This is a genomic window from Amycolatopsis stemonae, assembly GCF_054781455.1.
This window is the reverse complement of the sequence record NZ_BAAGUJ010000002.1, coordinates 1,135,106-1,147,091: the sequence shown is the minus strand read 5'-3', so window position 1 is coordinate 1,147,091 and position 11,986 is coordinate 1,135,106. Positions and strand designations below refer to the sequence as shown.

The 11,986-nt window shown below is 71.9% G+C and carries 11 protein-coding genes; 6 read left to right on the top strand and 5 right to left on the bottom strand.

Translation table 11 applies throughout. From position 1 onward, the window contains the following. Positions 1–8: 8 nt before the first annotated feature. Together ACYVLJ_RS11800 and ACYVLJ_RS11795 are read right to left on the bottom strand one after the other, a co-directional pair. Positions 9–1,517, bottom strand: coding sequence for a sensor histidine kinase (locus ACYVLJ_RS11800; protein WP_451969485.1), 1,509 nt, complete (start codon positions 1,515–1,517; stop codon positions 9–11). After that, positions 1,495–2,244 carry a response regulator transcription factor gene (locus ACYVLJ_RS11795; RefSeq protein ID WP_451969487.1) on the bottom strand — a complete coding sequence of 250 codons (750 nt, stop codon included), beginning with the start codon at positions 2,242–2,244 and terminating at the stop codon, positions 1,495–1,497. The genes ACYVLJ_RS11800 and ACYVLJ_RS11795 overlap by 23 nt, the downstream gene beginning before the upstream one ends. 167 nt (positions 2,245–2,411) lie before the next feature. Here ACYVLJ_RS11795 and ACYVLJ_RS11790 point away from each other — a divergent pair, with 167 nt between their 5' ends. The 4 genes from ACYVLJ_RS11790 (at position 2,412) to ACYVLJ_RS11775 (ending at position 5,236) form a co-directional block, all read left to right on the top strand. Next, entirely contained in the window at positions 2,412–3,077 is a 666-nt protein-coding gene (locus ACYVLJ_RS11790; RefSeq protein ID WP_451969489.1) for a hypothetical protein, read from the top strand. 138 nt (positions 3,078–3,215) lie between these two features. Then, positions 3,216–4,367: a sensor histidine kinase gene (locus ACYVLJ_RS11785; protein WP_451969491.1), complete on the top strand. Its 1,152-nt coding sequence runs from the start codon at positions 3,216–3,218 to the stop codon at positions 4,365–4,367. Next, positions 4,364–5,029, top strand: coding sequence for a response regulator (locus tag ACYVLJ_RS11780; protein WP_451969493.1), 666 nt, complete (start codon positions 4,364–4,366; stop codon positions 5,027–5,029). Before ACYVLJ_RS11785 ends, ACYVLJ_RS11780 begins: the two co-directional genes overlap by 4 nt. Positions 5,030–5,038: 9 nt before the next feature. Further along, positions 5,039–5,236 (top strand): hypothetical protein, encoded by a 198-nt coding sequence (locus ACYVLJ_RS11775; protein ID WP_451969495.1) that lies wholly within the window; start codon positions 5,039–5,041, stop codon positions 5,234–5,236. Between the two features lie 12 nt (positions 5,237–5,248). Here the strand turns inward: ACYVLJ_RS11775 and ACYVLJ_RS11770 are convergent, their stop codons facing one another. Next, entirely contained in the window at positions 5,249–5,695 is a 447-nt protein-coding gene (locus ACYVLJ_RS11770; protein WP_451969497.1) for a nitroreductase family deazaflavin-dependent oxidoreductase, read from the bottom strand. A gap of 127 nt (positions 5,696–5,822) precedes the next feature. On the opposite strand from ACYVLJ_RS11770, the gene ACYVLJ_RS11765 reads away from it, so the two are divergent. Together ACYVLJ_RS11765 and ACYVLJ_RS11760 are read left to right on the top strand one after the other, a co-directional pair. After that, positions 5,823–6,494, top strand: coding sequence for a TetR/AcrR family transcriptional regulator (locus ACYVLJ_RS11765; protein ID WP_451969499.1), 672 nt, complete (start codon positions 5,823–5,825; stop codon positions 6,492–6,494). A gap of 49 nt (positions 6,495–6,543) precedes the next feature. Next, a complete protein-coding gene (locus tag ACYVLJ_RS11760; protein ID WP_460438602.1) occupies positions 6,544–8,070 on the top strand; it encodes a 3-hydroxyacyl-CoA dehydrogenase in 1,527 nt (508 codons plus the stop codon). On the opposite strand, the gene ACYVLJ_RS11755 is transcribed toward ACYVLJ_RS11760, so the two are convergent. Further along, a complete protein-coding gene (locus ACYVLJ_RS11755) occupies positions 8,060–8,584 on the bottom strand; it encodes a L,D-transpeptidase family protein (RefSeq protein WP_460438601.1) in 525 nt (174 codons plus the stop codon). The genes ACYVLJ_RS11760 and ACYVLJ_RS11755 overlap by 11 nt on opposite strands. 133 nt (positions 8,585–8,717) lie before the next feature. Next, positions 8,718–11,891, bottom strand: a complete 3,174-nt coding sequence (locus ACYVLJ_RS11750) for a PQQ-dependent sugar dehydrogenase (protein WP_460438600.1) — start codon at positions 11,889–11,891, stop codon at positions 8,718–8,720. Between the last annotated feature and the right edge of the window lie 95 nt (positions 11,892–11,986).

Sequence of the window (11,986 nt, the reverse complement as noted above, 5' to 3'; positions counted from 1 at the left end):
TCGGGTGATCAGCCCGCGGCCTCCGGGAAGGTGACCTCGAACTCCGTGCGCCCCGGCCGGCTCTGCACACCGACCCGGCCGCCGTGCGCGCCGACCACCGCGGCCACGATCGCCAGCCCGAGCCCGGTGCTGCCCGCCGCCCGCGAACGGGAGTTGTCGCCACGGGCGAAGCGCTCGAAGATGTCCGGGAGGACGTCCGGCGGGATGCCGGGGCCGTCGTCGGCCACGCGGAGCCGGACGACTCCGTCCGAAGTGGACAAACTGGTCGTGACCGTGGTGCCCGCCGGGGTGTGCGTGCGCGCGTTGGCCAGGACGTTGATCACGACCTGGTGCAGCTGGCCCGCGTCGCCGAGGACGCCGATCGGCTCGCCGGGGACGTCCATCAGCCACTTGTGGTCCGGGCCCGCGACGTGCGCGTCCGCGACCGCGTCGGCCACCAGCCGGCACAGGTCCACCCACTCGTGCACCACCGGACGGCCGGAGTCCAGCCGCGCGAGCAGCAGCAGGTCCTCGACCAGCGTCGTCATCCGGCGCGACTCGGACTCGACCCGGCTCATCGCGAACGCGACGTCCGGCGGCACCTGCTCGCCGCTGCGCCGGGTCAGCTCGGCGTAGCCGCGGATCGCCGCCAGCGGCGTGCGCAGCTCGTGGCTCGCGTCCGCGACGAACTGGCGGACGCGCTTCTCGCTCGCGTGCCGCGCGTTCAAGGCGTTCGCGATGTGCTGCAGCATCCGGTTGAGCGCCGAGCCGACCTTGCCGACCTCGGTGTTCGAGTCGGTGTCGGCCTCGGGGACGCGTTCGGACAGCGCGACCTCGCCGCGGTCGAGCGGCAGTTCCGAGACGCGGGTCGCGGTCGCGGCCAGCCGGTCGAGCGGCTTCATCGTGCGGCGGATCGTGGCCGCGCCGACCGCGCCCGCCACCAGGATCCCGGCGAGCGCGACGCCGCCGAGGATGAACCCCAGCCGCCACAGCGTCTCGTTGACGTCCTTGAGCGGCAGGCCGATGACGGTCTTCTCGCCGCTGCGCGACGTCGTCGACACGACGCGGTAGTCGCCGAGGCTGCCGCCGAGGTCGATGGTGCGCTGCTTCCCGTCCGACGGGAGCGCCAGCAGGGCCAGGACCTGGCTCGGCTCCACGGTCTTGACGGGCGACCTCCGCTTCGACGGCCCGCCCACGCTGGAGTCGAGGACGCCCGCCTTCGCCTCCGAGCCGGTTTGGACGACGGCGAGGGTGCCTTCGCCCTGGCCGAGCACGCGCAGCGGATCCGGCGGCGGGGCTTCGCCGTAGGTCCAGGGCGGCGGCCGTTCGCCGCTGTGCGACGCGCGGTCGCTCGCCGCGGCGAGCCGCTTGTCCTGCTGGCCGACGAGGAACTCGCTGAGCGCGAACTCCGTGACCACGCCGACGACCAGGCACACCAGGGCGAGCAGCGCGGCGAGCTGGACGATCAGCCGCCGCCGCAGCGACCACGGCCGCCGCGTCCGGACCGGGCCCGGCTCAGCCGGCGGGCTTGAGGACATACCCGGCGCCCCGCATGGTGTGGATCATCGGCTCGCGGTCGGCGTCGATCTTCTTGCGGAGGTAGGAGATGTAGAGCTCGACGATGTTGGCCTGACCGCCGAAGTCGTAGCTCCACACGCGGTCCAGGATCTGGGCCTTCGACAGCACCCGCTTCGGGTTGCGCATGAGGTAGCGCAGCAGCTCGAACTCGGTCGCGGTCAGCGGCACCAGATCGCCGCCGCGGTGCACTTCGCGGCTGTCCTCGTCGAGGGTGAGGTCGCCGACGACGAGCGTCGACCCGCTCGCACCGGTCACGCCGCCGGCCCGGCGCAGCAGCGCGCGCAGCCGCAGGGCGACCTCTTCGAGGCTGAAGGGCTTGGTGACGTAGTCGTCGCCGCCCGCGGTGAGCCCGGCGATGCGGTCCTCGACCGCGTCCTTCGCCGTCAGGAACAGCACCGGCAGGTTCGGCGCCTCGGCGCGCATGCGGCGCAGGACCTCGAGACCGCTGAAGTCGGGGAGCATGACGTCGAGGACGACGGCGTCGGGCCGGAAGTCGCGCGCGATCCGGACGGCCTCCGTGCCGTCGCCCGCGCTGCGCACCTCCCAGCCCTCCATGCGCAGGGCCATCGAGACGAGCTCGGCCAGCGTCGCCTCGTCGTCGACGACGAGGACCCGCACCGCGCTCCCGTCGGCGCGGCGCAGGTCGGCCTTGCCGGGGCCGGGTGACGTGGCGTTCATAGCGGTCATGGTGCCATCTTCTCGGCGGGTCTTCAGTAGTCGCTGTGCGGTGACTGTGCGTTTCCTGTGAAGGTTCGATCTTTCGAGGCACAGCACCCGCTGACGCTTCGCACAGCTCGCACACAGCGTCGGCGACGAATCTGGGCAGGACCAGTCTGGCCCTACCGGAGGACACGATGACGACCGAGCCGACGCCGAACACGCCGCCCCAGGGCGAGCCGGCACCCGCCGCGAACACCCCCGCCTGGGGCGAGCCGGCCCCGGCCGCGGCGAACTGGGGCGACCCCGCGGCCGCCCCGCCCAAGAAGGGCTGGTCCGGCAAGAAGACGGCCATCGCGGCGGGCATCGCGGTGGTGATCGCGGCCGGCGGCGGCGCGGCGATCTGGGCGGGCACGAGCAGCGCGGACAACAGCGCCCAGCAGGGCCCGGGCGGCTTCGGCGGCCCGGGCGGCGGCCCCAACGGCCGGTTCAACGGCCAGGGCATGCCGGGCGGCGGCTTCGGCGGCGGTATGGCAGCACTGCGAGAAGCCCTGCACGGCGACTTCGTGGTGTCGAACGGCAGCGGCGGCTACACGACGGAGCGCCTCCAGACGGGCGACGTCACCGAGCTGAGCGCGACATCGGTGACGCTGACCAGCAAGGACGGCTACAAGCAGACGTACACCCTGGACAGTTCGACCCAGAAGACGGGCGACGTCAAGCAGGGCGACACGAACGTGACGGTGGTGGCCAAGGTCGAAGGCCAGACCGCAACGGCGACGTCGCTGGGCCAGGCCCTGCAGGGCCAGCGCCAGCCAGGCCAGCGCCGCGGCGGCGACTACTCGGCCCGCCCGACGAACTGACGCACGTTCCGGGGGTGAGAGCAAGCCCCTTCATCCGTCGACCCTCCTTCCAGGGAGCGTCCCGGTGCCGGCGTACCCCTCCCGCCGCATCGGGGCGTTCCCGCCCACCCCCTGCCTTCTTGCGGCAGAGTTGCGGGTGTGTACGACATCAGCGGGTCCCTGCGGCGCCAGTCGTTGCTGGTCGCGCTGGTCTGCGTCGTCTGCGACGGGGCGCTTTTCGCCCTTCGGGGGCCGCTCGGCGAGGCCGGGTGGCGGGCCTGGGTGGTGCTGCTCGCCGGGATCGCCGTCAACGCCGCCCTCGCCGGGCCCGCGCGGTACTCCGGCTGGGTGGCTCTCGCGCACGCCGTCCTCTTCGCCGGCGGGCCGCTGCTGCTGGGGCACGTCTCCGGCGCCGAGATCGGGGACAACGCCGGCATCCTCATCGCCGGCTACCGGGCGGGCGCGTGGTTGCGGCCGAAGCCGTCGGCGCTCGCCCTGTTCGCGCTGCTCGCCGGGGTGACGGCGGGCTGCCTCGAGATCGGCAAGGGCGGCTCGGACTGGCGGCTGATCGCGATCAACGTCGGCGTCAGCGCGCTCCTGCCGTGGCTGGTCGGCCGGTACACGACCGCGCGCCGCGCCTACATCGCCGACCTCGAACGCGAAGCCGACGAACGCCGCCAGCACGAGGAAGAGGCCGTCCGCCGGGCCGTCCTCGAGGAGCGGACGACCATCGCGCGCGACCTCCACGACGTCATCTCCCACCACGTCAGCGCCATCGGCGTGCACGCCGGCGCCGCGCGGCTCGGCCTGCCCGACGGCGCCGAGCCGGTGCGGAAGTCGCTCGGCGCGGTCGAGTCCGCGAGCCGCTCGGCGATGGCCGACCTGCGGCGCCTGCTCGACCTCCTGCACGCGGAGACCAACGCCGAACAGCCCGGTCTCGACAACCTCGACGAGCTGGTCGAGACCGTCCGCGCGGCCGGCCTGCCGACCCGCCTCGCCCTGCGCGGCGAACCCCGCGAGCTGCCCGGCTCGCTCGACGTCGCCCTCTACCGGATCGCGCAGGAAGCCCTGACCAACGCGCTGCGCCACGGCGAAGGCCCGGTCGAGGTGGAGCTGAACCACGGCCGCACCGAAGTCGTCCTCACGGTGACGAACGGGCTCCGCGCCGGCCGTGCCGAAGAGAACGAGCACGCGCACCGCGGCCTGACGGGGATCCGCCAGCGCGTCACCCTGTTCGGCGGCCAGGTCTCCTACGGCGAGAACGGCGAGCACTGGCAGCTGCGCACGACCTTCCCGGTGGAGAGCACATGATCCGCGTCCTGCTGGCCGACGACCACGCGATGTTCCGCTCCGGGATGCGCGCGCTCCTCGACACCCAGCCCGACTTCACCTGCGTCGGCGAGGCTTCCGACGGCCGCGAAGCCGTCGCCGAGACGGCCCGCCTCCGCCCGGACGTCGCGGTCCTCGACGTCCGCATGCCCCGCCTCGACGGCCTCGCCGCGACCGAGGCGATCCTCGCCGCGCCGGGCAACGACACCCGCGTCCTCGTGCTCACGACCTACGACGCCGACGAGTACGTCTACCGCGCGCTGCGGGCCGGGGCGAGCGGGTTCCTGCTGAAGAGCCTGGCGCCGGAGGAACTCGTCGCGGCGATGCGGGTGGCCGCGCGCGGGGACGCGCTGATCGACCCGTCGGTCACCCGGCGGCTCGTGGCGAAGTTCGCGGCGGTGCTCGAACCCGCGGCCACCGAGCCACCCGAGCTGGCCCGGCTCACCTCCCGCGAACGCGAAGTCCTGCTGCTGATCGCCAACGCGTGCAGCAACGCGGAGATCGCGCGGCAGCTGCACGTCGGCGAGGAGACGGTCAAGACGCACGTGTCCCGCGTGCTGAGCAAGCTCGGGCTGCCCGATCGCGTGCACGCCGTCGTCTACGCCTACAAGCACAAACTCGTCCCGGACGAGCACCCTGCCTAGACTGGGCCGATGAGGCGGTGGATCACGTTCGCGGTCGGGGTCGTGCTCGTGCTGGTCGGCGCCGTGTGGGTGCTGCAGGGCATCGGGGTCATCACCGGCAGCTTCATGACGGGCCAGAAGCTGTGGTTCCTGATCGGGCTGGTCGCGTTCCTGGTCGGGGTCGTGCTGGTCGCGGCGAACCTGACGCGGCGCAAACCCACGCCGTGAGGACCCACCCCGCTACTTCGTGAAGATCTCGAAGATCGGGTAGCCCGGCGCGATCTCGCGCAGCTTCTCGTCGGACGCCTTCGCGTCGACGCCGTCGAAGAACACGCCGACCTCGAACTTCCAGCGCTTGAGGTACGCGCGGAGGATGCCCGGCTTCTCGTCGTCGACGAGCTCGCGGAAGGTGAACTCCTCGACGCGGCGCCCGACGCGCAGCGTGCCCTGGCCGGCGGCCCGCAGGTTGCGCACCCACTGCGTCTCGCCGCGCGGGGCGACGAGGTAGCGCACGCCGTCGACGGTCAGCAGGTTCACCGGCACCGACCGCGGCTCGCCGCTCTTGCGGCCGACGACGGTCAGCACCCGGCTGCCCCACACGCTGAAGCCCATCCGGGTCAGCTTCGCGACGGCCTCGTTGAACGCGTTGGTGGACTTCTTCGGCTCGATGTAGCGGGCGGCGGTCATGGTGTCCTCCGAAGTTCTGGGAGAGCAGTGCTCTCGGTTAAGAGCAGTGAACACCCTTGAGAGCGCCGCTGTCAAGAGCAGTGCTCTCGGTTTTGTGCAGCGCTCTCGTCATGGCACACTGATCCGCATGACCGCGACCCGGACCGCGCGCGAACGAGCCCGCGCCGAACTGACCCAGGAGATCAAGGACGAGGCCCGCCGCCAGCTCGCCGAGGTCGGCGCGCACGGGCTCTCGCTGCGCGCGGTGGCGCGGGAGCTGGGCATGGTGTCGTCCGCGCTGTACCGGTACTTCCCGAGCCGGGACCGGCTGCTGACCGATCTGATCGTCGACGCCTACAACGCGATCGGCGAGGCGGCCGAGAACGCCGACCCCGGCGAAGGCAAGCCCCGCGACCGGTGGCTCGCGATCTGGCAGGCGACGCGCGAGTGGGCCCGCGCGCACCCGCACGAGTACGCGCTGATCTACGGCTCGCCGATCCCCGGGTACTCGGCGCCGCAGGACACCGTCGCGCCGGCCGGGCGCGTCGCGCTCGCCCTGGTCAAGGTGCTCACGCACACCGAACTGCGCGCGGTCGACGGCGACGTCGCACCCGAGCTGCGTGCCCAGGCCGAGACGCTCACGAAGGTCCTCGGGATCGTCGCCGGGCCCGAGACCGTGGCCCGGCTGATCATGGCGTGGACCCAGCTGTTCGGCGCGATCAACTTCGACCTGTTCGGCCAGTACGTCGGCAGCGTCGACCCGGCCGACGCGTTCTTCGCCCACTCGGCGATGCGGATGGCGGAGTTCGTGGGCCTCTAGGCGGTACCGTCACGCGCGAGAGAGACCGACAGCGGAAGGCGGGCGCGAAGTGACGGGGTGGGCCGGGAAGGTCGGCAGGATCCGGGTGATCGGGACCGGGGTGATGGGCCGCGGGATCGTCCAGCTCGCCGCGACCGCGGGGGTGACCGTCGAGCTGGCCGACGTCCGGCGCGAGGCCGTCGCCGAAGCGATCGAGTACGTCGGCGGGATGGTCGACAAGCTGGCGTCGAAGGGCAAGCTGACCGAGGACGCGCAGGTGGTCAAGGACCGGCTGGTGGCCGTGGACGCGCCCGACGCCCCGGCGGACGGCGTCGACCTCGTCGTCGAAGCCGTGCGGGAAGACCTCGCGACCAAGCGGGCCCTGTTCGCCGGCCTCGAGCGGGTCTGTCCACAAGAGACGATCTTCGCGACGAACACCAGCTCGCTCTCGGTCACCGAGATCGCCGCCGAGCTGGCCGAACCCGGCCGGCTGGTCGGCCTGCACTTCTTCAACCCGGTGCCGCTGATGCGCCTGGTCGAGGTGGTCCCGGGCACGCGCACGCACGACTGGCTGCCCGCCGAGGCGCTCGAACTGGTCCGCGGCTGGGGCCACGAGCCGGTGCTGGCGAAGGACGCGCCGGGCTTCCTCGTCAACCACGCCGGCCGCGGCCTCAACACCGAGGCGCTGCAGATCCTCTCGGAGGCGCTCGCGGAGCCCGCCGACGTCGACCGCGTCGCGCGGGACGTGCTCGGTCTGAAGCTCGGGCCGTTCGAACTGCTCGACCTCACCGGGCTCGACGTCTCGCACGCGGTGCTCGAAAGCATCTGGAGCGGCTTCCACGGCGACCCGCGGCTGCGGCCGTCGTGGCTGACCCGGCCGCGCGTCGCCGCCGGCCTGTTCGGCCGCAAGAACGGCGAAGGCTTTTACCGCTACGACAACGGGAAGCAGCAGGTCGCCGACGAGCCGGAAGCGCCGCCGAGGCCGACGAGCCCGGTGTTCACGGCGGACGAGCACCTCGCGCGCACGCTCGCGGCGGCCGGCGTGCAGGTCGTGCCGGACGCCTACCCCGACGCGGTCCTGCTCGTCCCGCTCTACGGCGAGTCCACGGTGGACGCCGCGACCCGCGCCGGGCTGCGCCTCGACCGGGTCGCCGGCGTCGATCCCCTCGGGGGCTACGAACGGCGCCTGACGATGTCCGTCCACCCGGGACTCGACCCGGTGGTGGGCCGCGCGGCGTGGGGCGCGCTGGCCGCGACCGGCCACCCGGTGACGGTCGTCCGCGACGGCCCGGCCCCGATCGCCCAGCGCCTCCTGGCCTCGATCGTCAACACGGCGTGCTTCATCGCGGGTCAGCGCCTGGCGACGCCGGCCGACATCGACACGGCGGTCCGGCTCGGCCTCGGCTACCCCCGCGGCCCGCTGGCCTGGGGCGACCTCGTCGGCGGCGACGTGGTGCTGCGGATCCTGCGCGGACTGGCCGCGTCCACCGGGGACCCGCGGTACCGGCCGAGCCCGTGGCTCACCGAGCGCGTCGCCCTCGGGCTGCCGCTGGCGTCGGCCGGGACCACGCCGGCGGACCTGACGGTCACCGGATGACCTGGACCTCGTCACCCTTGTCCAGCGCGGAGAAGAACTTCAGCGACGCCGCGGCCGAAAGGTGCACGCAGCCGTTCGAGTACTTGGCCAGGCTGCCCTGGTGGAACGCGACGCCGTTGTAGAAGAACACGGAGTTCGGCATCGGCGCGTTGTCGAATTCGCGGCTGAGGTGCAGCTTCTCCTTGGCGAGCACGTGCCACGTGCCGACCGGGGTGGTGCTGCCCTTCTTGCCGGGCATGATCTTCACCGGGCCGTAGACGATCTTGCCCTCGTCGAGCAGCCAGGCCTGCTTCCCCGAAAGGGAAACGCACGCCTTCGCGGTGATCGTGCACGGAACACCGGGCGCCACCGTCGGCTTGCTGTCCGAAGTGGACGGTGCGACCGGGGCGGCCGAAGTGGGCGACGGCGTCCCCGCCGCCAGCCGGACGTCGGCGGTCTGACCGGCCGAACAGGCCGTCAGCACCGCCGCGACGGCCAAAGTGGACAGTGCGGCCAGCGCGCGCCGAATACGCATGTGCTCCCCCAAGATCGTGGTTCCCGCTCTCTGCCTCTCAAGACGTTCGGGCCCCGCCGAGGTTCCGAAACGGCGCAGGCCGCCCCCGGAAACTCCGGGGACGGCCTGCGCCGGTCGTGGGTCGGTTACCGCGTCACCAGCGGCGGTCGACCGCGCCGGTCGACGGCGTCCACGTGATGTAGCCGCCCTGGAAGTCGCTGCGGTACACCCCGTTCGTCACGTACTCGTCCGAGGTCGCGTAGCCCAGGTAGGACTTCTCCCAGCCGAGGGCCGCCCAGCGCTTGCGGATCTCGCCCTTGATCACGTGCGTGCCGGTCATCGGCGTGTAGTAGATCGAGTGGCCGAGACTGAAGTGGTTGAAGCGGCCGACGCCGTCCGGTGTCCCTTCCTCGTCGTTGATCGGGTAACCGAGGCCGCGTTCGTAGCCGTAGGCCGCCCACTTCTTCCGGATTTCGCCGTAGATCGCGTGTGCGCCGAGCGCGTTCGTCCAGTAGATCGAACCCACGTTGCCGGCCTTGACGAAGTCGTTGAACCGGCCGACCCCGTCCGGCGTCCCGTTCTCGTCCGCGGTCGGGTAGCCGACGCCCTTTTCGAGGCCGAGCGCCGCCCACTTCTTCCGGATCTCCCCGACGACCGCGTGCGCGCCCGTCTGGCCCGTCCAGTAGATCGACCCGACGTTCGTGCCGTTCAGGAAGTCGTTGAACCGGCCGGCACCGTCCGAGGTGCCGGTCTCGTCCGTCGTCGGGTAGCCGACGCCCCGCTCGTAGCCGAGCGCGGCCCACTTCTTGCGGATTTCGCCGTAGAGCGCGTGCGCGCCGAGCGCGTTGGTCCAGTAGATCGACCCGACGTTGCCGGCCTTGACGAAGTCGTTGAACCGGCCGACCCCGTCCGGCGTCCCGTTCTCGTCGGAGGTCGGGTAGCCGAGCCCCTGTTCGAGGCCCAGTGCCGCCCACTTCTTCCGGATTTCCCCGTAGACGGCGTGCGCACCCGTGGCGGCCGTGTAGTAGATCGACCCCACGGTGCCGTTGTTGACGAAGTCGGAGAACTGCCCGGTGCCGTCGGCGGTGGCCGTGGTGTCGGTCGTCGGCGGGCCGAGCTTCGCGTGGCCGCCGTAGCCGAGGTACTTGTCCAGCACCGGGCCGGTCACGTACTTCGTGCCGCCCACCGCGCTCCAGTAGAGACGGCCGTTCGCGTAGGTCCGGTAGTGGACCGTGCCGTCGGTGACCTCGGTGCCCGTCGGCGCCCCGACCTTCGCCCGCAACGCCGGGTCGCCGTCGTAGCGCTGGTCGATCGGGGTCGCGTAGTTCGCCGTCAGGGTCAGGTCGCCCGAGCCGACCGTGACGACCCACGTCGTGTCGGTGGGACCGCCCTGCCAGCCGGTGAACTTCGAAACGCCGTCGATGGCCAGCGGCGCGGCCTCGACGTCGAAGGATGCGCCTTCGGTGACCAGCGCCGTGCTGACGCCGCCCTCGACCGGGATGCTCAGCGCCGCGGGCTGCGTGCCGAGCAGGGTGATCCGGTGCCGGCGCGGCCAAGCCGTGTACGTCTTGGACGTCGTGACGCCCGCGCTGTCGGTCACCGTCGCGGTGAACTCCATGCGGGAGTCCGGGTGCTCGGTGAACGGCGCCGCGTAGCTCGCCCCGGTGCCACCGGCCCCCGGGTGCGCGTGGCACGTCGCCTCGGTCGGGCAGTGCCGCACCGCCGTGGTCCAGGTGACCGGCAACGCGCCGTCCTCGGCGTCGGTCGCGGTGGCGCTCAGCGAGACCTGCTGGTTGACCGCGAAGGTCGCGGAGTCACCCGGCGTGGTGAGCGTCAGCTCCGGGGTGTGGTTGCCGGGCGCGACCGCGATGGTCGTCGTGTCGCTGGCCTCCAGGGGGTCCCGGACGGTCAGCTTCGCCGTGAACGCGTCGGTGCCCGCGGCGTAGGTGTGGGAAACCTGTGGGCCGGCGTCGACCGCGGTCGTCCCGTCCCCGAAGTCCCAGTCGTACTTCAGCGGGTCGTTGTCGTAGTCGACCGAAGCGGAGCCGTCGAACGTCACCGTGCGGGTGGCCGGGTCGGTGACCGAGGTGGCCTTCGCGACCGGAGCCGTGTTGTTGGCCGAGTAGGTCAACCGCCGCAGGTTGCCGGACAGGATGTCGGCGTAGACGATGTCGCCGTTCGGCGCCGCCGCGAACTTCACCGGGCCGCCGATGCCGGTGAACACCGGCGGGTTCTCCGGCGCCTGCGTCAGCTGGCCCTGGCCGTCGTAGCGCAGGGTCCAGATCTTCTTCGTCACGTAGTCGCCGAAGAAGTACGACCCGCGGTACGCCGCCGGGTAGCTGGATCCGTTGTAGACGATGCCGCCGGTGACGCTGTTGCCCTGCATGTCGCCGGTGCCGTGCTGGTACTCGAAGATCGGCGGCTGGTTCGCCACGCCGGCGCAGCCCGCGAGCCCGCTGTAGCCCGGGGTCGCGTGGTTGCCTTCCCAGCACGGCCAGCCCTGGTTGGCACCGCGCTGGACGACGTCGACCTCTTCCCACGTGCTCCAGCCGACGTCACCGGCGACCGGCAGGCCGAGGTTCGGGTCGATGCTGAACCGGAACGGGTTGCGGAACCCGCGTGCGAACACCTTGCTCGCGGTCGAGCCCGGGTTGGCCGCGTCGTAGTACGGGTTGGCCGGCACGCCCCGGCCGTCGGCGGCCAGGTGGAAGATCTTGCCGTAGGGCTGGTTGACGTCCTGGGCGCGCAACGACGCCGGGTCCATCTTCGTGAAGTCGCCGTTGTCGCCGATGGACAGCCAGAGCGTCCCGTCGGTGGCGGCGACGACCGTGTCGATGGCGTGGACGTTCGTGATGCCCGGCACCTCGAACAGCGTCTGCTCGCCGGTCAGCCCGGTCGGCGCGCCGGCCGCGTCCACGGTGACCGTGAACCGCGCCAGCCGCATGACGAAACCGCTGGTCTGGTTGATCGACCGCGTCAGGTAGATGGCGTGCGACGTCGCGTAGTCCGGTGCGACGGCCAGCCCGACGAGGCCGAGGTCCTCGTCGGTCCGGACGGGCAGCGTCGCGATCGTCCGGCCCGCCCCGGTCTCCGGCAGCCAGCGGACGGTGCCGGTCTTGCTGATGACGAACACGGAGTTGTCCGGCAGGTACCCGAAGTCCGTCAGGGGCTGGTTCCCCAGCCCCGCGCTGGTGTCCCGCAGCACGAACCCCTGCGGGATCGTCGTCGCCGCCGTCGCCACCCCCGTGGACACGACGGGCAGCAACGCCCCGGTGAGCACCGCCGCGACGAGTGCGTGGCGTAGTGCTCTGAGCCTTCCCAAGGCCATTTGGCCCCCCTTCCCAAGCGATCACATATCGCCTGAACAGGGGGGCCAGTTTCACTCTGCCGAGTGATTTTATCCGTTCGTGATCAACTGTCCGT